Source organism: Filobacillus milosensis (assembly GCF_004402015.1).
Lineage (GTDB): Bacteria > Bacillota > Bacilli > Bacillales > Alkalibacillaceae > Filobacillus > Filobacillus milosensis.
Genome location: NZ_SOPW01000008.1, coordinates 92,879 through 116,764, shown reverse-complemented (window position 1 = coordinate 116,764; position 23,886 = coordinate 92,879). Strand labels below are relative to the sequence as shown.

The following is a 23,886-nucleotide window of genomic DNA, read 5'->3' as shown; positions in this document are numbered from 1 at the left end:
ATTTCGACTCAAAGTAATAATAATTTGTTATAATGGGCTTACTAGAACAAGTTGAAGGGAGATAAAAAAATATGTTATATAAATTCATTGACTTGTTCGCAGGAATCGGAGGAATTCGTCTTGCATTTGAACCTTATGGAGAATGTGTATTCTCGTGCGAATGGGATTTAAAAGCCCAAGAAACTTATGAGGCTAATTTCGGTGAAAAACCTGTTGGGGATATAAGAAGTGTAGATGAAAAAGAAGTGCCAGACCACGATATTTTGTTGGCTGGTTTTCCTTGTCAGCCGTTTTCAATTGCAGGGGTAAGTAAAAAGAAATCTTTAGGTAGAGAACACGGATTCCTTGATGAAACACAAGGAACTTTATTTTTTGATATAGCCCGTATTATTAAAGAAAAGCAACCAAAGGCATTTCTTCTTGAAAATGTTAAAAACTTAAGAAGCCATGATAAAGGTAAGACATTTAAAATTATTAAGAAAGTATTGGAAGAAGAACTAGGCTATACTGTGTATGCTGATGTTTTAAATGCCAAAGGACTTGTTCCTCAGAATAGGGAAAGGATTTATATAGTTGGCTTTAAAAAGCCTCTTAAATTCGATTTTCCTGAAATCCCGAAAGAAGGCCCCGCTCTACATGAAATTTTAGAAAAAGATGTAGAAGATAAATACACTTTATCAGACAAACTTTGGGATTATTTGCAGGCTTACAAAGAAAAGCATAGTAAAAAAGGTAATGGTTTTGGATATGGTCTTGCAGATTTAAACTCTTATAGTAGAACTTTAAGTGCAAGATATTATAAAGATGGTAGTGAAATTCTGATTCCACAAGGGGAAGGGATAAATCCAAGAAGGTTGACTCCGCGTGAATGTGCCCGCTTGCAGGGATTTCCAGAAACGTTTAAGATTGTAGTAAGTAATACTGCGGCTTATAAACAATTTGGCAATAGTGTTGCTGTTCCTGTAGTTCGATTAATTGCAGAAAAAATGGTACAAGCCATAGAACGGGATGAAACAATCGAAGACACTGTGGAAGAGGGTCGGGTCGAGTATGCAACCACATAGTTCAGAGCAATTAACAAAAGCGATTCAGGCGGCCAAGCAATATGGTCGCTTTTATTGTAAGTTTGTAACCGCAAATGATGTTGGACTTACTAATGCGCATCAAGAAGGTCTACATATTGCAAAGGGAGCATGGAATATATTCTTTGAAGAAGAAGGGGTGAAAGGGGAAAATAAAGATAAGTATGTCAAAATTCATATAGATGGCTATTATCCATTTGAAAGTAGAATAATATATTATGGAAAAGGAACAAGGAATGAATATCGTATTACGCGATTTTGGACGAATTCTCCATACGATAAAGAACAGCAGGTTGGAAACTTAGTAATCTTTATACCTTTAGATAGTGAAAATTTGAAGGTCTACATATTTGATACTGAAGAAGAAATTGAGAACTTTGAGGAAACGTTTTCCCTTTCGCTTATAAATAATAATGCTGTTTACTTTGCTGGTGAAAAGAGGGATACTGACCTATCAGAAAAATTGGAATTGCGAATAAATCAATCTGCAGCCCTTTTTGAAGAATTTCCTGAAACAATACGCCTTGCAGAATTAGCAAGGGAATTATTTATGGAAGTATATAGAAGAAAAGGATTTGATCCTGATAAAATGCTCTTAAAATGGATTGAAACGGAATACAGTGTATTTCGCGCCATAGAAAAAAATATCTATAAGCCATATTTAATAGAGCCTTTTTATGAGTTAGATCCACTATTAGAATTTGCAAGTAGTGCATTAAATAGAAGAAAGAGCAGAGCCGGAAAATCCTTAGAACACCATATTGATTTTATATTTAGAAAAACTAATATTCCTTTTAGTCATCCCGGAAAAACAGAAGGTAAGAAGAAACCGGATTTTTTACTTCCGTCTAGTAATGAGTATGGAGATCAACTTTATGATCCTAACAATCTCATCTTTTTAGGTGCAAAAACTACATGTAAAGATAGATGGAGACAGATTTTAAATGAGGCTAATAGGATACCGGTAAAGCATTTATTGACGTTACAGCAAGGGATTACTGTAAATCAATTAGAGGAAATGCAAGATGAACAGGTTATTCTTGTTGTGCCAGAACCGTACCACAAAGCATATCCAGAATCACATCGAGACAGGCTTTGGACCGTTGCTCAATTTATAAAATTTGCTAAAGAAAAATATACAGTTTAAATAGACATAAATAGGCAGTATTTATTTCATAACAGACAATAGATTAGGCGGTATTAGTTTATGTTTTGTAATTGTGGAGGAATTCTAATGGTTATAAGAGTGGAAGAGCCCCCAAAGAATTTAAGTGAAATAGAAAAACTAACTTATAATCGGGTATGTGATGTTGAATGTGCAAACTGTGGAGAAATATACTATTCACAACCTTATGATACAGGGCAACGGTTAAACATAGTTAAAAAAATTCAAGATTAGAAAAAACAACATGCTTGTTTATTTATATTAAAAATGCGGGTGATATTATTGAGTAGTGAAAATTCAATAAAAAGGGCGATTGGCACTTAAAGCCAATATTTTAAAAGGTTGTAAAAGAATTTCAAGAAAGAAAGTAACTCTAAACTACCAAATAAAGAAAATGAAGTTACTAAGGCTTGGTTTGCACATTGCAAAGAGTAGATAAATAAATTTCTACTCTTTTTTATTTTGCTTAAAGGAGAACGCTTGTGCGCATTTAACTGTATACATGTAAAATTAAACCTGAGATAACGGAGGAGATACTCTTGAAAAAAGAGCATTTTAAGGTAAAAGGCATGGATACTGAATTTGTCGAATTTCGCCACAAGGAACACAATATTTTATTCACAAGATTTGAACGTATTCGTTTAGCAGAGGAAACGGTACGGGAAGAAGCGAGATATTTATATTTTATCTATCTATTTCGCAAAGAGCATAAGGTTACCAAAACCAAAAAAACTAATATGGAGATGGGGCCTTACAACATAATCTGTTTTAATAAGGTTTACCACACTTTTGAGGAAATGGTTCACAACCTCTATTCTATATTGTCCGAATACATTCTAGACCAAAATGAAGTTTTTAAATGCTTAAATATGGTACAAAAACTTGATCCGAAAAACTATCATGACAAGGAGTAAAATCCTTGTTTTTTTTGCTAAGTTTTAACGATATTAAAAGAGATTTTGTCAATAAAAGAGAAAATCTTGTATTAGCATTGAAAAAAATGGAGAGACGGGAGGTGATTTGTATGATTAATATGAGTGTTGAAAATTTAATTGATGTAAACAAAATGTTTAATGCTGCAAAGGAAATTCAAATTTAAAAAATGAGGATTTTGTTATAATAGAATTTTTTGATGAAGTTGGTGAAGTGGATGCAACTGTACTGACTTATCGAGAATATGAATTAGTTCGTAACGATTTCTATGCAGAAACATTGGATGAAATAATCAGTTTAGCACTTGATGAAGACCAGAATATGGAAGTAACTATACAGGATAGTGAGGAGACGATTAACAGAATGATAAATGTCTTAGGAAGGTCTGCTTTTTGTCTACTAGGTAAATTGTTGCAAGTCCTAATATTAGTCCCATTATTAGTGAATAGAATGACATACCTTTATAATTCATTTCCTTTAAAGTTTTTCGGAGCCAATGCATGTGTTTCCTCCTAACTTGTACAATTTATGCTATTGACTAAGTATTATAAAGAAAATCAAAACGGCACCAAGATATAGGATTTGTCTATGATAAAAACAAAACACTTGAAATAACATATCATAATATTATAAAATGTTGGTAACAATTTTTATAAGGGGGAACAACATGAGAGTCGTAGCGATATTTATTGCAATAATCGGTTTAACTGTGATTATGACAGCGTGTGGATCAAATACTAACGACAAAACAAGTAAATATGGTTTTGAGAAAACGGATATTCAAGGTGAAACAATTGGTTTGTCAGAAGAAAAACCAACACTTATTTACTTTATGGCTGCTTGGTGTCCAACATGTGTTGGGGGAGAAAAGGTATTTGCAGAACTTCATAAACAATATGGTGATAAAGTTCAATTGATTACAGTAGATATAGATCCATCAGTAGATACAAAAGAACAATTGAAGAAATTTCAACAAAAATATGGTGGGAATTGGCCACATGTTATTGATGAAAATCAAGAAATGGCCAAAAAGTTTCAGGTAAAACAATTAGAAGAAGTTTCTTTAATAAATTTGAAAGGCGAGCAAGTTTTCAGAGGAGTTAACCCCTCATTAGAAGAATTGCAAGAAGCACTTGCTAATGAAGGTGTGACAAGATGAGCATTTCATTTTTCTATTTACTGAGTGTGGGGATAGCAGCCGCTTTTAATCCATGTGGAGTTGCTATGCTGCCTTCTTATATCTCTTATCTGATAGGGAGTAAAGATGGTGATTACTCTTACCGCAAATCCCTTACAAAGGGCATTCTGCTAGGATTAACCATGACGGCAGGATTCTTACTGGTCTTTGTACTTTCTGGATTTGCTATAAGTTGGATTGGCCGTTCGCTAAATGCTGTTTTTCCAATCTTTTCAATAATTGTAGCAATCATGCTTATATTGTTAGGGCTTGGCATGCTAATCGGTAAACACCTTCCCGTCAAAACAATCTCATTTAAAATCAAATCTGGGAAAGGGTCTGTTTTTCTTTATGGTATTGCTTATGCATTCGGCTCATTAAGTTGTACATTACCGGTGTTTTTATTAGTTGTTTCTCAATCGATGACAAATGATTCAACTGTAACAACCCTGATGAATTTCACTGTATTTTCAATTGGTATGGGGATTGTTGTTACGATTATTACTATACTTTCACTTATTTCACGAAGTCTAGTACAACAATTATTGAGAAAATACCTCCCTTTTATTGAGAAACTAACAGCAGTGGTTATTCTTTTGTCAGGTATATATCTTCTTATCTATTGGATATCTAGTCCGGTCAACTTTTAAGAGTAGAGGTGAAGGAAATGGAGGAAAATATGATGGATATGAAACAAATTCAAAATGAAACTGTCTCCAAATTTTTTTACGGCCTTTCTAATCCAGCAAGGCTAGAAATCGCATTATCATTACTTAATGAAGAAAAAAATGTGAGTCAATTGGTTGAAGAGTTAGGAATGAAACAATCGCAAATTTCTAACCAACTCATGTGTTTAAAGACATGTGGGTTTGTGACTTCCCGAAAGGATGGGAAATTTGTTTACTATAATGTGACAGACCAACGTGTACGCGACATCATTCAATTAGCACAATCTGTTGTAGCCGAAAACGCAGATCGAATCAGTTCTTGTACACGATTATAAGGAGGTATGATTCATGAAAAATACCGTAAAAGGTTTTGGATGGACAGCAATGGCCCTTATTACTTGCCCTTGCCATTTAGTCTTTATAATACCGTTACTTGCAGGTACAGCATTAGGCAGTTTTTTAGCAGAGTATGAAACAATCACTTGGGGAGTGTTAGGTGTTCTTTTTATTTATTTCTTCTACATGGGCTGGAAAAAACTAAGTCAATCAGATGATGATTACGCAGGAAAGGATGATTGTACTCCAAAGGAAAATGAAAAGAAAGCATCATTGGATTGTTGTTCACCTCAACAATTTGAAAAATAAATGTTGAACATAATTTTGTAAACAATAAAACCGAACAAAAAATTGATTTTTAAAGGAGTTTTTTCAATGAGTAAAGATAAAGTTCAAGTTACGCTTCCTGTGCAAGGGATGACTTGTACAGGTTGTGAAGACCACGTAACCAAAGCGTTAGACAAAACCGGAGCAGAAAACCCAAAGGCAGACTTCCGACGAGGAAGTGCAACATTTGATATTGAAAAAGAAAAAATCAGTAAAGCAAAAGAGGCTATAATGAAAGCAGGTTATACGCCCGGAACAGAAGAAGTTGCAGATAATAAACCAGTAAGAGTAAAACTTGATGTTCAAGGAATGACATGTACTGGATGTGAGGATCACGTAACTGAAGCATTGAAAAAAGTTGGAGCAGGCAATCCAACAGCCGATTTTCGTAGTGGTCAAGCGACATTTGAAATTACCAGAGATAAAGTAGAGAAGGCAAAAGAGGCAGTTAATGAATCAGGTTATAAAGCAAGTGATGTGACATTTGAATCTGAAGACAATGTTGTTACTTCTAAAAACAAAGAAGGTGCTTACGATTTGCTGATTATTGGCTCAGGTGGTGCTGCCTTTTCCGCAGCCATTAAAGCCGTTGAAAAAGGGGCTAAAATTGCCATGGTTGAACGAGGCACCATTGGTGGCACCTGCGTCAATATAGGCTGTGTACCTTCAAAAACAATGCTTCGTGCAGGTGAAATCAATCACTTGGCAGGAAATAACCCATTTACTGGTTTGGATACGAAAGCCGAATCAGTTGATATGGCTTCTTTAACTGAGCAAAAGGATGAACTGGTTCAAGGAATGAGGCAACAAAAATATGTTGATCTTATCGATGAATATGGATTTGATTTAATTCGTGGTGAAGCCTCATTTATTGATGAAAACACGGTTAAAGTGAACGGACAAAAATACACAGCAAACAAGTTCCTAATTTCAACAGGGGCATCTCCATCTATTCCGAATATTCCGGGATTAAAAGAGGTAGATTTTCTCACAAGCACAACGGCTCTAGAGTTAAAAGAAGTTCCTGAAAAGTTGGCTGTAATCGGTTCTGGATATATTGCTATGGAGTTAGGACAACTTTTTAATAACCTAGGAGCAAAGGTTTCACTAATGCAACGAAGTGATCGACTTTTGAAAGAATATGATCCAGAAATTTCAGAAGCCGTTGATGAAGCACTAACCGAGCAAGGCCTTAATTTCATCACTGGAGTTACTTATAAAAAAGTAGAACAAGATGGTGACATGAAAAAGGTCTATATTGAAGTAAATGGGGAAGAACAAGTCATTGATGCAGATCAGTTATTGGTCGCAACCGGAAGACGGCCAAACACAAATTCACTTAACCTTGAAGCAGCAGGAGTTGAAATCGGCAAAAGAGGCGAAGTAATTGTAAACGACTTTCTACAAACAAGCAATCCAAGCATCTATGCAGCAGGTGATGTCACGTTAGGACCACAATTTGTCTATGTTGCTGCATACGAGGGTGGAATTGTTGTAGAAAACGCATTGGGATCTGCCAATAAGAAAGTTGATTTGCGCTTTGTACCGGGAGTCACATTTACAAACCCATCTATTGCCACTGTTGGTTTAACCGAACAACAGGCTAAGGATCAAGGATATGATGTAAAGACCTCTGTACTTCCACTAGATAGTGTGCCAAGAGCACTCGTGAACCGTGAAACAAAGGGTGTCTTTAAATTAGTTGTCGATAACCAAACACAAAAGATTCTCGGTGCTCATGTGGTGGCTGAAAATGCTGGCGATGTAATATACGGTGCCACATTAGCCGTTCAGTTCGGACTAACTGCAGATGATTTAAAAAACACTATGGCCCCTTATCTAACAATGTCTGAAGGCTTGAAATTAGCAGCCCTGACATTAGATAAAGACGTTAGTAAATTGTCTTGTTGCGCAGGTTAGATAATATATTTTAGGGAGAGAGGTTGTTCTCTCCCTTTTTGAATACTGAAAAGAGGTATCATCATGTATGAATATTAGAATTCGATAAAGTCAGGGCAAGTATGGTACATTAGCCCGTATTTCTAACGACAAAAATATACTGGTCGTGTTAAGGAAGGGAGGAAATTACATGGCAGGATGTTGTTCCATTGATCCTTATACCCACTTTACGACTATAATTATTGGAGATGGACCACTTGAAATAGCAACCGCATTACATCTTTCGTCATATGGGGAACTAACTGCCTTAGTTCAAAGTGAGTTTTCTCAAAAGAGGACCGAGCAATTCTTCAGTGAGTTCAAGCCGTTTATAGAGGAAAATAGTGAGATGCCTTGGAACTTAGAGGAATTAGAAGATGATATGCACCTCATACTTTTAAATGGACATATCACTATTGGTAAAAACAATACGATAATAATCGAAGACAAAGAAATTTATGGTAAGAAAATATTTTCAGAATATGACACGCTGAAAAAAATAGGATTCCTAAATAAAACTATTCAACCCTATTCAAAAAAAGAAATGTATAAAAAAGTATCAGATAACTTGTGGCTGTTACATCCAGTAGATGGTCAACTCCACGAAACAATATGGAGAGATGCAGAGGATTTTGCTAAATATTTTGTGAGGGGTGAAAGGGAAAATAGGCGCTTTAAATAAAGACATATTTCCTAGTATATTCATATTTACCACCGTGCAAATCGCTGTTAATGTCTTTCCTGCCGTGAAATTTTTGTTAACAAATAGGATTGATAAACATTGTTAACGACGATAAAAGCACATAAGGCACACATCGTCATCATCATCGTTTTCAACCAACTAAACATGATTACCACACCTCTTAAGTTTGATATAAAGGAACATCTTGTCTCTTAATACAAGACGTTCCTTTTGAAAAACTAAATTTGCTGCTCAATATTGTTACAACAACCTTGTATCTCTTTTACCTGTTGACGAATTTCTTCAGGCGAATTAGCATTCTCAATCCTATTGCAGCATTCTTCAATTCTTTTTGCTTGTTGTTTTACATTATCTGTTGCCATATTATTCACCTCCTTTTAACCGCAACAACTTTCTTGGTAGCCTTTATCTGCTGATATAGCCGTTCCAATAACGGCTTCTGAGATACTTGGGTGAATGGAAATAATCTCTGAAAGATCGGTTATCGTCAATTTGCCTTTCATGGCTATCGCGATTTCATGAATTAATTCTTCTGCTCTTGGTCCAACAATGTGAGCACCAATAAGGTGTTTGGATTTTTTGTCACTGATTAACTTAACAAAACCTCTTGTTTCTCCTAAGACCACTGCTGGTCCAACATCTGCAAAGTCCAATCGATTCGAATTAATCTCCATTCCTTTTTCGATCGCCTCTTGTTCTGTCAAACCGATACTTGCTACAGGTGGATGAGTAAATGTTGTTCGTGTGACTAGGCTATAATCGACTTTTTCAATGTTATTTTCAATGGCATTTTTGGCAGCAATTCTACCTTCATAGGAAGCCACAGGTGTTAACATATAGCCACCAATACCATCTCCGCCGGCATAAATGTGCTCCACTGTTGTTTGAAGATATTCATTGACCTGAATACCTGTTTTTTCAACTTTAACCCCAATTTGTTCTAATTCTAGTCCACCTACATTTGGTACACGTCCAGCAGCCAATAAGACCTCGTCCACTTGAATTGTTTTATTCCCTTCAGGTGTTTCAACCTCTACAGTTTTTCCATTTTCACCTTTGGTTACTTTCTTAACCTTACTGTTTAATAACACTTCAATACCTAATTCTTTTGAAATTTCTCCTATGGATTTTGACGAATCAAGATCTTCATTTGCTAACAAGCGATCTCCCATTTCGATTACAGTTAAATCCACACCTGCACTTGCAAAAACGTGTGAAAATTCCATAGCAATGACGCCACCACCTATAATGGCCATTCTCTTAGGTAACTTACGAATGTTTAATACATCCGTGCTATTTATCGTGTATTCAACCCCTTCAATTGGAGGGGTCGCTGTTTTTGACCCTAAAGCCAGAACAAACTTATCAGCAGAAATTTCTGTATCATTGACTTTAATCGTATGTTTAGATGTAAACTGGGCTTCTCCTCTAATTAAATCAATTCCTCGTTCTTTTAAGCCTTTCTCTTTATCTTCTTCAAAGGCTTTAATGATTCTTTCCTTTCGATCTTAACCTTATCCCACAACAAAGATGTGTTTTGGACATCAATGCCAAATTCCTTTGCATTATTGACTAAATCCCAAACTTCACTAGACCTTACCAAGGCCTTTTTGGGGATACATCCCCTGTTAAGTCAGGTTCCCCCTAAAACGTCATCTTTTTCAATTAAAGCCACTTTAGCATTAAGTGCAGCACCTTGTTTCGCAGCCTGAATACCACACATGCCTCCACCGATAACGACAAGATCATACTTTGTCATATGTATTAACCTCCTTTTCATTCCTAGGTTATGTTTTCCCAACTTTTATAATTGTAAACGTTAAAGAGTACCTAGATTAAAATTTAGGTACTCTATCTAAAATAAATTATGCCGGGGTCTGCAGTATTAAATTGTTTTGGAAAAAGTAACCCTTCAGTATATGGAGAAGAAATATTTTGTTTAGTAAACATATAAGCCGTTTGGGCATAGAAGGTTTTTGCTCCTTGTACGTCACGTTGTCCAGTAACAATATCATTTAGCAAATTTAGAGATAAAAAATTCATTGCTTCCTTATGGCATTTTGCTGATGCTTCACCTTTTGTACGGTCTAAATATACACTTCCATCGAAGGCTGCAACATCATCATATAAGTGAATGGGTACCTTATAATCTATGGTTTGTTCTAAAAAGTCTTGGTGAGGAGTTGGAAAGTTATGTGGGACTGTCTCACGATCGATAGTGGTGCGTTTCCACGGACCATTATTATACCAAGTTAGCCTACTCATCGTCGCTTCTTGAGGGTAACCATACTTTTGTATCATGGTTTGTGCTCCCTCTAAAGGTTTCCCTTCCCAATGGGACAAAATTTGTTCTACATAATTATTCATTACCATACCTCCAAATATTCTGCTTAACCTACATGCATTGTATGCAGAGAACCTATTTGGAGGAACAGTTTTATTTGTTTAAACTTAGTTGGACCTCCAAATAGCAATAATAAAATGGATTGGCCCCACTTCAGGAGTACGAATGTTTGAAAATACTTATGTTAGGTTGTATTGAAAGAATGAACGCAATTAAAATGCTCCAATAAATAGAGCATTTTAATTTTAGGATTTTCTAATTGGATTTTTTGACTAGGGTAACAAAAGATTGGGATATTTCATTGTAAGCACTCCGAATGCTAGTATAACAAGTGGAAATAAAAAGAATAAAAAGTGACTAAACCTTAAAGTTTGATTTAAAATCAATCCTTTTAGTAGTAAAATAATAAAACAAATTGCAAAAAGGATTGTACCATTAATTAAGAGTGTGATATAAATACCCTCGCTAAAAGATGTTTCTTTTAGCATGATAAAAATCCCTGTATTGCTAATAATGATTGTAAATACAGCAATAAATATTGCAAGCATTTCTATATACTTGTTTTGTGTGTTATTAATCTTATGTTCAATATTTTCAACTAGGTTAGATATACTTGCATATTTCTCATTCATTTCATCTTGAAGTAACTGCCGATAAACCATGTCACCGGTAATAGTTCTTTCTCCTTGCTCAGTCAATCTTACAAAAGGATCTTGTGCTCTCCAACCTTTTTCTGCTCCCTTTTCGTAGTTGTTTTTTAGTTGTTCACGAGAATCAACCTTTAGGTTATCTACCATGAAAATGTCTGCTGGGACAAAAGATATTAAACCTTTATAGTATAATTCAGTTAACAAGTCTTCAAATTTCGTTTCACTAATTTTGTTATGAAAGAAATCATCATATATCTTTTTTCTATTCTTAATACCTGTATGTGCCTCTATCGGTGGCACCTTTATGTTATCACCAATTAATTGAATAATTTTCTTCTCGTAGTCGCTTAAATCCTGATAATCGAACATTTTCAATAATCCCCCTTAACATAAAAAGAATATCACTTCAATGAGGTAAAACCAATACATATTAATCTTTGGGCAGTTTTAAATATTTGGTGACTCTTTAAAACTGTAATTTTTATAGAGACTGCCTACTAATTTATGCTAATGTTAAAAGGTGGAAGGATTACAGACTGACGTTGTTCTAGTATTTGCAAAGAGTAAGAATGAGTTAAAAAAGTGGCTGGAAGTGGACAAGTAATTGAGGTTTGATGACAAGCAAGATACTTGTAGAGTTGAATATGTGGTATTCAGCAGAGCAAAAGAACTTTAATGTATTGCTTGTTTAGAAGAAGTTGATGATGAATTTAAAAAACATTTGGACTCCCTGAAAGTAGAAATGGTTCACGCAATATCAAAAATAAATGTTTCTAATGGGGAAAGGAGAAACAACCAATATGAAACATATTCACGAAGTTATGAATTTTCTAAATGAAAATAACGGTGCAATTACAGTACTGATAAATATTATATTGGTATCTATTACAGGTGTGTACGTATATTTAACAGGAAGCCTATCTAGGACTTCAAATAAAACAATTGAGCATTCATATAATGAGTATAAAGATAAGAAGAACAAAGAAGAAACTGTGAAAAAGAACCTAATTTACTTGATTAATAGTGAAATATATATGAATTCTTTTATATATGTTTTTTCTCAATACTACCTGTTAAACGGAAAACAAGTAAATTTAAAGGAAAAATTGAGACATTATTTTAATAGTGGTGGAGTTTCAATTGACAGGACTTCAAGAGGCCATATTGTAGTTCACACTGGATTAGATACTTGGAAAGAAATAAACGCACAATGTGCACAATACTTTTCTAATACACTTATGCAGGAATTAACAGGATATTATGCTGGCGTTGAACACTCAAAGATTTATTCTGTTAATGGTATGTCGAATGAGAGTTTTATTGAATTTTGTAGAGGACAACTTATCTCTACATATAAATGTTTAGAGTTATTAAAAGAAGAGGAACCCGGCTTACGAATTGATGAAGGATATAACATTGACGGGAAGATTCTCTCTGTAAATAAGGAAGCAGGAACCCTGTTTGAAATGGATAAACATTTAGAGCAAGTAGGTTCGAAATAATATAAAATTGGTTTCAAACGTTAAGTTCGGAAACAAAATCAAAGAGTTTTGTTGAAATTAAATATTTGAATACAAAAGTTACCAATAATTGATGTTTTTTGGGGTCATTTGTTTTTATCTCTCTAGAATAGTCCCAAATGTTGAAAACTTGTGGAAGAAAAATAAGAAATGATATTGATGAAAATAAAGGTATAGGGAAGTATCTGTAGAATGTAATAATTAATCCTTTTTTCTTTAAAGGTACATATTATTTGTTTTTTCTTTTTGTGACTCTCTTTTGCTGTAATTTGTGGTGTATTCCTTTCTTTGTAAAGAATAAAGACAAATAAAAGCGTGTGAACTACAGGTTAGTTTTACACGCTTTTATTTGTCTTGGTATTGTTAATATTTTATATATAACGATATGAATAATATGTCTGAAAAAAATCCCATACAAGTACTTAATTATTATTCTTATGTTGTTTTACTATTGCTGTATTCAATATTTTACTAATATTCCACCATTCATTATTTGGGAATATCTCCAAAATAAGTTTAATTTTTATATCATGATAGGACTTTACATTATCCGCTCTCACACCAATTGAAACTTCCTTGTCTGCATTTAGCCAATTTAGATCAAGTGCATAAAAATTCGGATGGCTTTCAGGTTTGTTTCCTCTTAAATATTTGGGTGATCTTGTAACTCTAATTATGTTCTCTTGCTCAAGTATCTTAATATGGTTTATGGCTGTTTTGACAGAGCATTGAGCACCCAATGCAATTTGTTCATAAGTCATAAAAAACTCATAATTTCTATCTGCAAATCGTTTTGAGTGAATTAATAAAGCAAAAAGTGTTTTGTGAAATTTTTTTGGGTACTGATACAATGTTAACATTTCACTTCTGGATACAATAATTTTTGTTAAGCCTTTGGAAAACACAACATTTTTTTTAAAAACTAAATTAACGATTCTCGCTATTTCTTTAAAACATTCTTCAAGTGGAGTCTTGAAAAATGCTCTATCTTGCCGCTCCATCCATTGCTGTAGTTTTTGTTCACATTCAGATTTGCTTTCCTTTAAAGTGTTAAAATAAACAGCCAGTTTACAAGTAACAGCATTTCTAGTACCCGGCCTCTTTAATCCATTCTTGTATAAATCTTCTAAGGAATCCAGTGTATCTTCTGAAAGATCCAAGTTCCCCAGAGCAGTGTTTTCTATTTCTTTACTATCAACTTTTATATTTGGTACTTCCTCGTCATCTTCATGTAAATCCGATATTAAATCCTTCAAATATTCAGCGTTCATGGGTTCAATACTTAAAAAATAATCAAAGGATTGAATAGTAGTAAAATTATTTTGCACGTCAACATACCAGCAGACATTACTACTTTTATCCCGATTTTTATGATTGATACCGAGGGGAAGTTTCAGCCCCTGAGTAGGTGTTGGTCGAAGTTCGATTTTCCCATTTATTTTTCCATCTAGTAAGTTATATGTAATTGAAACTGCTGCGTTAAAAAGTACCTTCATTGAATTGTAAGGGATTTCCTCTGAAAAATAAACGTCAACATGATATCCCTTTGTACCGCTCCAACTGGTGAAAATTTTGTCCGTAGGGATTCCGAGAGTGTTTAAAGACTCATAGAGAGCCAATACTACTTTTTTAGCCTCCGGTATAAATGGAACATCCACATCAAAAGTGATAAATTTTGTATGTGTTTTCCTGCAAAAAATGCCGTAAGTACTTTGCTGCAGTATATGAGATTTCAAAAATCCATCATTAAGACTTACATGTTTGTCGTTATTATAAATATTGAATGTATGGTAACTACCATCCTCATTAAGTTTGATATATTTGTATCTAACCGTTATAAACAACTGCTTCAATTTTTCAACTATTTGATTAATATCGCTCATAAAAACACACCCTTCTCTTTAATCTGTCATAATTGGTCATTCCTCCCTGAATTCAATTGTTTTATGTTCCTTAGATTTATATCAATTAAATTTTTTTTGTAAGAAGTTCCATTATGTAATATATCCCATCATCATTTTTTATTAATCTAGTTGCTCGTTTAGTTCAAAGTGTAATTGATTATAGATATTGTCTTTCATTAATCATCATCTCCTTTCATTTTGCCAAATTAAATGGCTTACATTTGTTATAGCATAAAAAGAAAAAGACGTGGTGAGTATGTTTCGAGATAATTGTAGTGGGTTTCTATGAAAATATGAAAACCATTATTACACATGATATTCTTATAAATACTTTAATTGATAAGAAAGAATAATAATTAAGTACTTGTGTGCAATTCTTTTTAATTATATTAAACATATTTACATTGCGTTATTTAAAAAGGGACTAATCGATGATGGTAGAAAGATTTCTGAAGAGTGGGAGTTAATGTTAAAAGAGGGGAATTTTTTCTTTTTGCGGTTGGTATCCATATTTTGGTATATAGTGAGTGGTGGAGAAGTAAAAAGTGCTGGCAAACGGTTTAAAACGCGCTATAATACGACCAAATAAGTTTTGTCAGATAATATGGTTTATGCGACAAGGGTGCTTTATTATCATATATTTTCTCGTCGCATAACACCTATAAAAGAAACACTTTTTTCGTCGTATAACATAGCAGGGAGGATTGTTATTATGAACGCGGTTCCAGCCACTATTTCACAATCACTTGAAAGTTTCAAAACGCATCTTCTAGAAAATGATAAAAGTTTAAACACTATTAAAAGTTACTCTCAAGATCTAAACCACTTCTTTAAATGGGTTCATCAAAGATATGATCCACCTCATTTAATATCTATGCTTACTTCTATTGATTTGAAGGATTATGAACGTCAACTTAAATTAGATGAATCAATTGCTCCAGCAACAATCAATAGAAGATTGGTTGCGTTAATGAAATGGGCGGAATTTTTAGTAACTATCGGATCAACCAATGTTAATCTTTCCAGTAACATTAAAATCAAAAAGATTCAAAAACAGAATAACATACGTTGGCTTACAAGAAAAGAAGTTGGTAAGTTACTACATGCTATTGAGTTAACTAAGCAACAAAACCACAAAAAGGGTATGCTTCATCAAACCATAGTTTATATGGCTGTGAATTTAGGACTTCGAGTACAGGAGATTTGTAATGTTAAAATTGCTGATATTGACTTCCAAACAAACATTGTCAATGTAAATGGCAAGGGGAATAAACACAGAATCATACCTTTGACAGAAAATACTAAGGAGGCAATTGTCAACTGGTTAGAGGTAAGAGATCAAGAATCCGATTATTTACTAATGAGCAGTAAATGTAATCATATTACTACACGAGCCGTACAGCATATTTTTAAGAAATATAGTGATCAACTAGGGATTGAAATAACTCCTCACTCACTAAGGCACACATACTGCAAACAGTTAGCGCAGCATGGTGTAGAAATCCAATCTATTGCGGAACTTGCTGGTCATAGTAGTATTGAGACTACTAGGGTTTATGTCACTCCTTCGATTCAGGAGTTGCAAAATGCTTTGAAACGTACAGAGTTTTAATTTGAGCGTTCAGTTTATTGAGCGCTCTTTTAATATTTATTAATAATGAAGGTTAACCTTTCTAATGAAAATAATGTTTATTTATAATTATTAATAGTTTTATTGAGTGAAATCATTATAATCAATAAAACTATTAATAATAACAGTTAATAAATAAGAATGAGAATCAATAATTAGGAAATTTCTTTTCTGAATTCTTGGTAACAAATAAAATACCATTATAGATGAAAAAAATACATGATATAGAGAATTAAAATCAAAAAAAATAATCCTATAGAAAAAAACAGAAAAAAATAGGTTTTAAACGACATTTAATCCAAATCCCCAATTTCCCCTGATTCTCCTGATTTTTGGACGAATTTAAGACATTTCTATCTAGAACCATTTTTGTAGTTTTTAAATCAAATTTTTTAATTGCAAATTAGATTCCTGTTATTTATAAGATATTTTTATCTACGAATAAAACACCTTACCTCTTTAATAGATAAAAAACTTTAAGATGATTAGATTCGCGCTATAATAGTCATCAAATATAATTTTGAGGTGATAATTTGGGAATGTACATTGGATTAACATTTAAAAGAGAAAGATACTCAGAAATAACAGAAATGTTACAGGACCATGCAAGATTGTTTGACAGAAAACTAGAAATGTACTTAATGGTTGATCTTAATCTTTTGGAACTTCATTTTAAGTCTATGGATTTAGCAGTTATAGATAGGGTATTGCTCTATGACTATGAGGAACTAGGGAATTGGGAGAACTTCAAAAGGTTTTCAAACTTATGCAAAAAGTTTGGGCTAGAGTTTAGCATTATAAAGAAAACAGTAGACTTACACAGTGATGTTGATGTTCCTATTGGCTACCTTACGGAAATTATTCAGTAGAAGGTTGCTAACAAATAAAAAAGAGGGAGGTACAGGTTCAATGGAGAGTCAATCCCAATCATATACAAAAAGCCAAGTTGATTTTATCAATAAACAACTTCAGGCGGCTGCAAGAATGGCTGCTAGAACTGAAAAAGAAATACTTTCGCTTTTTACTGACGATGAAATAAATTTGGTGAAAGTAAAATGGAGTGGCAGCCAACCCTCAAATGGTATTTCTTTTAAAGAAAGGTTAATGAACCAAGTAGATGCTGTAACCCCTGAAGAATTGCTAGTAACTAGATTGAATGTTAATAAGAAAGAACTTTTGCAGAAGATTATGGATCTAACCGCATATCAGGCTTTTACATTAATTCGGGTTTCTAGTCAACGAAGGAATGAATAAAGATGACACTTTTTTGATCGTTGCAGGTTATAGTTTCTCAAGAGGGTGTCGTGAATTTTAGGATATGAATACAAAAAAATCTTATACCACATGTATATAATGTTGTTTCTAGAATTTCGCTAAAGGTGAAAGGGGTTGCTTATTCTGGCTTTGGTGGTTGAAAGACTATTGCATAAAATAGCCTTCCTTATAATCATGCTGTATTTTTCCTTGATCTTTGCCACTGTATGTTTACCATTGATGTGGATTTATTATAGGATTCCAACAACTGATTACTATCTTATTTCTTCTGTTGTCATGTTTTTGGGGGGATTAATTCTTAATATCATGCTGTCCGTTAAATTTCATCATAAAAGTGAAGAATTAGGAAATGGATTTCCAAGAGGAATTGTTCTTAAGATGTTTGGTTGGTTATCGATTGGGTACACCACTGTATTCTTTGTTATGGTGCTACTAACCAGTAAAATAATACCTAGTTTGTATTTTGTTATTTTTCTTATGACTGGCGGGTATTCTTGGTTTTGGACTCTTCAAGGATACATACATGCTAAAAATAATAAAGAAAAGTATGAAAACGGTGATAGTTATAATCCTTGGCTAGGGAGGTTATTATTCTTAGGTATTGCTTTGTCATTACTGATGGGGTATCTGTACTTAGGCTTAATTGAATAAGTGTTCTTTAAAGTCTATTTTTTTTAAATCTTTTCCTCTTAGATTCTTATAGTACTTCTTAATATCTTGTGTTGATCCTTTTCTAGGATGTCGAAAAGACCAAACAGTTTAAGTTGTTTGGTCTTTTCATATAAAGTGAGGGATTTTATTAAGAAATGAAGAGTAATTAACCATTTAAATATTCTCTTTTAACAATTAATCGTCTTCGGAAAGTTCCTCTAACATTCTTAGTGCTTTCTGTCCATTAGCAACATTTATCCCTATATAACTTTTTAATAACTTAATTTTTTCCTTGCGTGTTTTGTGAGTTTTTCCTTCTATTTCTTCAAGGGTTATTGTATTTCTAAAACTGTACTCACCATTAGTTGATTCGGTTAATCTTTTTAACAACGCTTCTAATTCATCTTTCTTCTCTTCGCTTTTTGCGAGTGTTACCACTCTATGGAAAATTGTTATTATCACTTCATAAATTTTCTTTCTGTCTTCCCTTTCTTTAATTGAAAGATCTTCCAAAGATTTGTCAAATTCGTCTTGAAATATAGCCTCTAAAATTCCGAATAGTAATTTGGAAGGTATTGTTTCATCAGAAATATCAATCGTATATCTTTTCTCGAAGTGGTTCTTTATCTTATCTGAAGAATATTGGAAGAATTCCTCTAAAAATTTATGGTCCCATGTATCAAGAACATATTCAGAATGCCCAACCAAGTAATCGACCGATGTATTAAAGTGTTTGGCTATATCTCTGATGGATTCCAATGTAGGTCTTCTAACGTCATTTATATATTTTTGCAAAGTAGAACGGTTGAGACCGAGTTCATCTACTAATTTGTCTCTCTCATAGTCAAATCCATTTTCTTTCAATAAATGTTTTAAGCGTTTCCCAATCATAATTTTCGAATCATTACTCACCAAAATCACCCTTATCTTTTTTAATCATTTATTATGTACATTCTAATTCAATTGTTCAACTTGTGCAAATCAAGAATAAAAAAATTACATTTTGGCTTTACATGCACGACATATGGTGATATTATAATCACAAGTTGAACAAATAAACGATACAATGTGTGATTTTATAATCACAAATCGATTTATGTAGTTTTGGAATAAAGGAGGGGAATCGTTATGAAGGATTGGAAAGTGAAGGAATTAGTTATTTCAGATTTGAGGGAGTTAGCAGCAAGTTGTAAGGGATATGTAGTAATGCTAGGGTGTGGCGGTGTTTTGAATGAATGGGTTAACGGTGTATCACAAGAACTACATAGCGCTGGTGTAACTACTACAAACGATCCAAAAGTTCTGTGGGGTAATATTTATAAGACCCCTACTAAGTATCTAAGGGTTGATTTAGTTTTCATGTTTAAGGAAGACTTTAAAGAAATATTTGATGTGTCAAAGTTAGCGATATGGAGAATCAGTTGGGGTGGCACTATTAGGTTGAGTGACTACTTAAAAAATTTTAAAAGTAACCATGAAAACAATGAAATGGCAGGGGGAGATTTAAATGTTTACGTTAGATGAAACGAAAGAATTACGAGAGATGTTTCCTGATAACGAAGATGTACTAGCAGATGAGGAATTTCAAGTAATCGGGTGGTACATTTATTCTCTTTGGGAAAAGAACGATTTCAAGAATGAAGAAATTATCTATCGAAAGGAAACTGGTGATATTTTTAATTACTTTTTCGAATACGATAATCAACTATTTATGCTTTCTGATGAGACCATTTACTGGGGACAAGGTCAAATTAGTCTAAGGAAAGTTTGTGACACTAATGAAAAGATTAGTAAGAACTACATTAAGAAGTTTATTAGGTATGTAGAATGGACTAATGAATATGACTACTTTGAAGGTCAAGAGGACGAATTTGACTTTGAATTGCATGGAGAAGGTCATGAACACCATGTTGAAATGGCATATGGTCTTATTGAAATTTTGAGAAATAAAGGCTATGACATTACAGATTAGAATTTAAAAAGCACGCATGGGATGAGTAGCATGTTTTCTTCTAGATGGGAATTATACTTAACTTCCCAAAACTAAATAATTGAATAAAGTTGGAACAATCTATGGAGGGTAGAATGCAAGCAAAGTATTAGTCAGCAATTAAATACTTAATATTCAGGTATTAGGAGGAATTGAAATGAAAAAGAATGCAATAGTCTATGTCAAAGGATTTACAAATGAGGTAGTAGAGGCAAATCTTGAACCAATAAAGGAGTATTGCTATAGGAATGGGTTAGAAATAGTTGAAATATTGTCTGATGAAACAGCCTATAACGAAAAGGATCTAGATTGTATAAGAACCCTTTACAATTATATGAGTTCAAAGAAAGTTACTGCAATCATCTTCACTAGTTGTTACCCCGATGTTTCTATAAGAAAGTACATTATGCAGTTAGGTATTTTTCCAGATTATGAAACTCTAAATTTCGATTATGGTGTTCTTGAATCAAGGATAACCAATTGCGCTAAAGGTGAAGAAACGATATTAAATCAGGCTACTTTTGATACTGAGTTAAGTGTAGATTTCGGCAATTTGGTCGAACGATTATCAAAAGAGCAAAATGATCTTCGCTTTATTAACAGAGAGGAAAATGCTCGATTAGTTGAGGAAAGCAAGGGGAGAAAACAAAAGGCTTTTCGAGATTTTATAAAGGAAAAAAGAATATTAGGAATTGTTTTTAATGAAGGAAATATGTCAACGATGATCAGTTATCTTGGGGTTGAATCCTTTATGGATAATACAGGAGATACCGATGCTATGGTTTACAGCAATTATCACGACTTGGAAACAGTATTAAGTTCTAATAACTACTATAAAGTCATATTTGATGGCTTGGGAAACGGAGACCTCGGCGATTTTAGAGACTTAGTACTACTTTGCGAACAATATGCTGTTGAGGTTCAATTCTGTTTCGGTCACTTATCTTCAAGAGGCAATTATGAGTTGATCGAGATACTTGATGAATTAACAGAAAATGCTTAACAGCCAATAATATTAATAAAGAATTACTCAATAAAAAACAAGGGAACAGGTAAGTTTTCTTTACACTGTGGTACTTAATCAAAATTGAGTCAGATTACTTGATATCTAAGGAGGAAATTTCTATGAAGAATAATGCAGTTAATAAAGTTGGTTATATGGTTCACTTAAGTTCTGAAAGGGATGACAGCATAGACTTAGAAATGAAAAGCCGCGTACTAGAGGTGTTATTAGAGAATGTTAAAGGGATAAGTGTTACAAATTATCATTCATATAAGAGTAATCCACTGGTAGCCCAGTATTTTATCAGTTTATTAAGAAAGCAGGACATCGACACAATTGCTGTACAGGATCGTTCAATTTTTAAGAAGGACATCATCAATCTGTTTATCGAAGAGGGGTTTCATTTCATTTTGATTGAAGTTAATCGCAGCAAGACAAAATATAGGATTGAGGAAATTACTAACAACCAATTGAGGTCAGATCTACATAATGTAGCCAGAATCAGTAAGGTTAAATGGGAAAACTTAGGTTCTGACTATAGAAAGGCCTTAATCAATTATGAAAGAGTTGCAAGGATGTCGAATGATTTAGTAGATGAATTCGAATCTACTACTGGTATTAACGTTTCTGCCTATTAAGTTCGTTATTGAAGGAATACAATGTTTGATTTAGTGATAAGTGAATATAAAAACTAAAAAACTAATCAAGGAGATGATACTTTATGAAAAACGTAACATTTTTCACATTATTACCGGAGACTATTCTAGGGAGAACAAGGAATTCTGCTGAGGAATTTTTTGAATACACCATGATGGTGGATATATTTGCTGAGAACAACAACCTTAATATCGTTAATGGTTGCGCAATTTCAAATTTTGAGGATAAGAGTATGAATGATAAGTATTTTTCTAGACTGAAAAAGAAGTCAACTGTATTAATAATATCTCCTGTACATGTTGCAAACTCTAATATTCTAGATTTATTTATAAGTAAAGATGTCACCTTTAGGGTCATTCAGGGGGATTATTTGATGAAACCAAAACTTCTAAAAAAAATCTGGTTAGAAGAAGCAAAAACAACAAAAATTCCACTGGCGGTAGAAAATTTGTTTAAAACAGAGTTATTAACAGCAGAGGGAAAAGTTAGTTCAATATAAAAAATGTCTAGTTAGTTGAAAAATAAAAATAAGAAGACAAAGGAGAGTAAAAAATGAATCCACTTGAAAAATTGATATCAGAAGGAAATGCTCAAATTGTGACGGAGTTAGAAGCAATAAAAGAACCGAACAAATTTATTCTAATTGACTGCGATCCACTGGCTCCAAGACCAAATCTGGTTCTTGAAGAGGTCTTAAAAGGAACAGGTATTACTAGTGAAAAAGAGCCATTATTTAAGGTTTTTGGAGCATGGCAATGGGATTATAGTGAGATTGATGATGAAACTTGGAATAACGTAATAGAAACAATTGAAGATAGGTTAGATTTAGCGTATGAAAATGGATGGGCAAGAAGGGTAAGTTGGAAGCCAACAAGTAGAAAATACCGACAAAGTATCATATAAGGTTATAGTCCGTAGGGGCGGATAGATCCATGCATTTTCCAAATTGATATTAAGTATGACTATCATGCCCCAATTCTAAATCTTAAAGATAAATACTGCTTAAGTATTTCGTACTGATAAGCAGAAAGAGCAAAATTAAGGAGGAGATAAAATGGTAAAGGTAATTGATTATGATGAACAAGGTAACGTAAGAGTAACTAGAGTTTTTAACGGTGAGATAAAAGAAGAAAGAATCTATCGTAAAGAAGATATCGAAGTTATAAGTGAAAAGGATTGTAGAATTCCTATTCAAAGGATTAGTCTTCAAAAGTCAAACAAAGATGAAATTAAAGATCTATTTGATTTCCTTACTAGTGATAAGTTATAACGAAGGTTCCAGAAGAACCTTAGTAAAATTTAGAGGGGGTGGAAGGGATGATTAATACAAGGTATAAGAGATTACAAGACTTAGAAGAGGAGTTGCGTATCATTCGCTCCTTATATGATAGATTTTGGCCTGAAATGTCTGAACAACAGCAAGATTATCTAGCAAATAATGAGCACCAAATTGTTAAAGTAATACGTTTACTTGAGTATCAGTTAGCAGGTTACACTCCTAAGTCTAATTTTTAAAATTAAAAAAACTTATTTGCCTATTTATAAGAAGGGGATGACATTATGAGAACTAAATACAGTAAAGCAATAATGAAAATTGATTGGTCTGGTCCAGAGGGAAATGTGTATCACATTATGTGGAAGGCTGAAGCAGTTCTTGAACATATTGAGGAATTTAATAAGTTAGAGGAACTAAAGTATCGATTAAAACATGATAACTTGAATAGTTATGAGGAAGTTCTTACTTTAATTAATGCGTATGTAACAATTGAGAATATAGATGACTATTATTCTCTTAGAGCCGAACTTGATGGGGAGGAGAGTTAATTATGGGTAAAGTTGGGGTAGCCTTAAGATAGAATTTTTATGATTAGTCGATACGCCCAATAGAAGAATATTGGGAAAATTAGTGATAATGGAGTGGCTTCTATTAGTC

General features: G+C 33.4%; 32 protein-coding genes. 25 read left to right on the top strand and 7 right to left on the bottom strand.

Annotated features, from left to right (window positions below):
* Nucleotides 1-71: 71 nt before the first annotated feature.
* The 11 genes from dcm (at nt 72) to E3U55_RS09045 (ending at nt 8,308) form a co-directional block, all read left to right on the top strand.
* Nucleotides 72-1,064, top strand: coding sequence for a DNA (cytosine-5-)-methyltransferase (gene dcm / locus E3U55_RS09095; protein ID WP_134340126.1), 993 nt, complete (start codon nt 72-74; stop codon nt 1,062-1,064).
* Complete coding sequence (locus tag E3U55_RS09090; protein ID WP_194840858.1) at nt 1,051-2,229, top strand: type II restriction endonuclease; 1,179 nt, start codon at nt 1,051-1,053, stop codon at nt 2,227-2,229. Before dcm ends, E3U55_RS09090 begins: the two co-directional genes overlap by 14 nt.
* An 87-nt stretch (nt 2,230-2,316) precedes the next feature.
* Entirely contained in the window at nt 2,317-2,481 is a 165-nt protein-coding gene (locus E3U55_RS09085; protein WP_228547521.1) for a hypothetical protein, read from the top strand.
* 305 nt (nt 2,482-2,786) lie between these two features.
* A complete protein-coding gene (locus E3U55_RS09080) occupies nt 2,787-3,161 on the top strand; it encodes a hypothetical protein (protein WP_134340123.1) in 375 nt (124 codons plus the stop codon).
* A 232-nt stretch (nt 3,162-3,393) separates the two neighbouring features.
* Nucleotides 3,394-3,696 (top strand): hypothetical protein, encoded by a 303-nt coding sequence (locus E3U55_RS09075; RefSeq protein WP_134340122.1) that lies wholly within the window; start codon nt 3,394-3,396, stop codon nt 3,694-3,696.
* A gap of 151 nt (nt 3,697-3,847) precedes the next feature.
* Complete coding sequence (locus E3U55_RS09070; protein ID WP_194840857.1) at nt 3,848-4,339, top strand: TlpA family protein disulfide reductase; 492 nt, start codon at nt 3,848-3,850, stop codon at nt 4,337-4,339.
* Entirely contained in the window at nt 4,336-5,007 is a 672-nt protein-coding gene (locus tag E3U55_RS09065; RefSeq protein ID WP_134340121.1) for a cytochrome c biogenesis CcdA family protein, read from the top strand. The genes E3U55_RS09070 and E3U55_RS09065 overlap by 4 nt, the downstream gene beginning before the upstream one ends.
* A 32-nt stretch (nt 5,008-5,039) precedes the next feature.
* On the top strand, nt 5,040-5,360 hold the full coding sequence (locus tag E3U55_RS09060) for an ArsR/SmtB family transcription factor (protein WP_228547520.1): 321 nt from the start codon (nt 5,040-5,042) through the stop codon (nt 5,358-5,360).
* Between the two features lie 13 nt (nt 5,361-5,373).
* The gene (locus E3U55_RS09055; RefSeq protein WP_134340119.1) at nt 5,374-5,670 is read left to right on the top strand and encodes a hypothetical protein; all 297 of its coding nucleotides are present in this window, start codon (nt 5,374-5,376) and stop codon (nt 5,668-5,670) included.
* Nucleotides 5,671-5,736: 66 nt separating this feature from the next.
* Nucleotides 5,737-7,608, top strand: coding sequence for a mercury(II) reductase (gene merA, locus E3U55_RS09050; protein ID WP_134340118.1), 1,872 nt, complete (start codon nt 5,737-5,739; stop codon nt 7,606-7,608).
* 169 nt (nt 7,609-7,777) lie between these two features.
* Nucleotides 7,778-8,308: a hypothetical protein gene (locus tag E3U55_RS09045; RefSeq protein WP_134340117.1), complete on the top strand. Its 531-nt coding sequence runs from the start codon at nt 7,778-7,780 to the stop codon at nt 8,306-8,308.
* 239 nt (nt 8,309-8,547) lie between these two features.
* On the opposite strand, the gene E3U55_RS17350 is transcribed toward E3U55_RS09045, so the two are convergent.
* The 5 genes from E3U55_RS17350 to E3U55_RS09020 form a co-directional block, all read right to left on the bottom strand.
* Nucleotides 8,548-8,691 carry a hypothetical protein gene (locus E3U55_RS17350; RefSeq protein ID WP_153801931.1) on the bottom strand — a complete coding sequence of 48 codons (144 nt, stop codon included), beginning with the start codon at nt 8,689-8,691 and terminating at the stop codon, nt 8,548-8,550.
* A gap of 15 nt (nt 8,692-8,706) precedes the next feature.
* Entirely contained in the window at nt 8,707-9,762 is a 1,056-nt protein-coding gene (locus E3U55_RS09040; protein ID WP_267195385.1) for a dihydrolipoyl dehydrogenase family protein, read from the bottom strand.
* 200 nt (nt 9,763-9,962) lie between these two features.
* Nucleotides 9,963-10,088, bottom strand: a complete 126-nt coding sequence (locus E3U55_RS09030) for an FAD-dependent oxidoreductase (protein ID WP_194840856.1) — start codon at nt 10,086-10,088, stop codon at nt 9,963-9,965.
* Between the two features lie 92 nt (nt 10,089-10,180).
* A complete protein-coding gene (locus tag E3U55_RS09025; RefSeq protein ID WP_134340113.1) occupies nt 10,181-10,696 on the bottom strand; it encodes a hypothetical protein in 516 nt (171 codons plus the stop codon).
* Nucleotides 10,697-10,945: 249 nt separating this feature from the next.
* Nucleotides 10,946-11,692 (bottom strand): hypothetical protein, encoded by a 747-nt coding sequence (locus E3U55_RS09020; protein WP_134340112.1) that lies wholly within the window; start codon nt 11,690-11,692, stop codon nt 10,946-10,948.
* Between the two features lie 431 nt (nt 11,693-12,123).
* Here E3U55_RS09020 and E3U55_RS09015 point away from each other — a divergent pair, with 431 nt between their 5' ends.
* Nucleotides 12,124-12,825, top strand: coding sequence for a hypothetical protein (locus E3U55_RS09015; RefSeq protein ID WP_134340111.1), 702 nt, complete (start codon nt 12,124-12,126; stop codon nt 12,823-12,825).
* 440 nt (nt 12,826-13,265) lie between these two features.
* On the opposite strand, the gene E3U55_RS09010 is transcribed toward E3U55_RS09015, so the two are convergent.
* Nucleotides 13,266-14,726 (bottom strand): hypothetical protein, encoded by a 1,461-nt coding sequence (locus E3U55_RS09010; protein WP_134340110.1) that lies wholly within the window; start codon nt 14,724-14,726, stop codon nt 13,266-13,268.
* A 733-nt stretch (nt 14,727-15,459) separates the two neighbouring features.
* Between E3U55_RS09010 and E3U55_RS09005 the strand changes: the two genes are divergently transcribed.
* From E3U55_RS09005 to E3U55_RS08990, 4 genes are all read left to right on the top strand, one after another.
* Entirely contained in the window at nt 15,460-16,359 is a 900-nt protein-coding gene (locus E3U55_RS09005; RefSeq protein WP_194840855.1) for a tyrosine-type recombinase/integrase, read from the top strand.
* Nucleotides 16,360-16,916: 557 nt separating this feature from the next.
* Nucleotides 16,917-17,246 carry a hypothetical protein gene (locus tag E3U55_RS09000; RefSeq protein WP_134340108.1) on the top strand — a complete coding sequence of 110 codons (330 nt, stop codon included), beginning with the start codon at nt 16,917-16,919 and terminating at the stop codon, nt 17,244-17,246.
* Between the two features lie 40 nt (nt 17,247-17,286).
* Nucleotides 17,287-17,631 (top strand): hypothetical protein, encoded by a 345-nt coding sequence (locus E3U55_RS08995; protein WP_134340107.1) that lies wholly within the window; start codon nt 17,287-17,289, stop codon nt 17,629-17,631.
* A 237-nt stretch (nt 17,632-17,868) separates the two neighbouring features.
* A complete protein-coding gene (locus tag E3U55_RS08990) occupies nt 17,869-18,303 on the top strand; it encodes a hypothetical protein (protein WP_134340106.1) in 435 nt (144 codons plus the stop codon).
* A gap of 195 nt (nt 18,304-18,498) precedes the next feature.
* On the opposite strand, the gene E3U55_RS08985 is transcribed toward E3U55_RS08990, so the two are convergent.
* A complete protein-coding gene (locus tag E3U55_RS08985) occupies nt 18,499-19,215 on the bottom strand; it encodes a helix-turn-helix domain-containing protein (protein ID WP_134340105.1) in 717 nt (238 codons plus the stop codon).
* A gap of 216 nt (nt 19,216-19,431) precedes the next feature.
* Here E3U55_RS08985 and E3U55_RS08980 point away from each other — a divergent pair, with 216 nt between their 5' ends.
* The 9 genes from E3U55_RS08980 (at nt 19,432) to E3U55_RS08940 (ending at nt 23,777) form a co-directional block, all read left to right on the top strand.
* On the top strand, nt 19,432-19,827 hold the full coding sequence (locus tag E3U55_RS08980; RefSeq protein WP_134340104.1) for a hypothetical protein: 396 nt from the start codon (nt 19,432-19,434) through the stop codon (nt 19,825-19,827).
* On the top strand, nt 19,811-20,275 hold the full coding sequence (locus E3U55_RS08975; protein WP_134340103.1) for a hypothetical protein: 465 nt from the start codon (nt 19,811-19,813) through the stop codon (nt 20,273-20,275). Before E3U55_RS08980 ends, E3U55_RS08975 begins: the two co-directional genes overlap by 17 nt.
* Nucleotides 20,276-20,450: 175 nt before the next feature.
* Entirely contained in the window at nt 20,451-21,296 is an 846-nt protein-coding gene (locus E3U55_RS08970) for a hypothetical protein (protein WP_134340102.1), read from the top strand.
* 122 nt (nt 21,297-21,418) lie between these two features.
* Nucleotides 21,419-21,934, top strand: a complete 516-nt coding sequence (locus E3U55_RS08965; RefSeq protein WP_134340101.1) for a hypothetical protein — start codon at nt 21,419-21,421, stop codon at nt 21,932-21,934.
* Between the two features lie 83 nt (nt 21,935-22,017).
* The gene (locus E3U55_RS08960) at nt 22,018-22,452 is read left to right on the top strand and encodes a hypothetical protein (protein WP_134340100.1); all 435 of its coding nucleotides are present in this window, start codon (nt 22,018-22,020) and stop codon (nt 22,450-22,452) included.
* A 53-nt stretch (nt 22,453-22,505) separates the two neighbouring features.
* The gene (locus E3U55_RS08955; protein ID WP_134340099.1) at nt 22,506-22,856 is read left to right on the top strand and encodes a hypothetical protein; all 351 of its coding nucleotides are present in this window, start codon (nt 22,506-22,508) and stop codon (nt 22,854-22,856) included.
* A gap of 151 nt (nt 22,857-23,007) precedes the next feature.
* Nucleotides 23,008-23,223, top strand: a complete 216-nt coding sequence (locus tag E3U55_RS08950) for a hypothetical protein (RefSeq protein ID WP_134340098.1) — start codon at nt 23,008-23,010, stop codon at nt 23,221-23,223.
* Between the two features lie 47 nt (nt 23,224-23,270).
* On the top strand, nt 23,271-23,468 hold the full coding sequence (locus E3U55_RS08945) for a hypothetical protein (protein WP_134340097.1): 198 nt from the start codon (nt 23,271-23,273) through the stop codon (nt 23,466-23,468).
* A gap of 45 nt (nt 23,469-23,513) precedes the next feature.
* A complete protein-coding gene (locus E3U55_RS08940; protein ID WP_134340096.1) occupies nt 23,514-23,777 on the top strand; it encodes a hypothetical protein in 264 nt (87 codons plus the stop codon).
* The last annotated feature ends 109 nt before the right edge of the window (nt 23,778-23,886 follow it).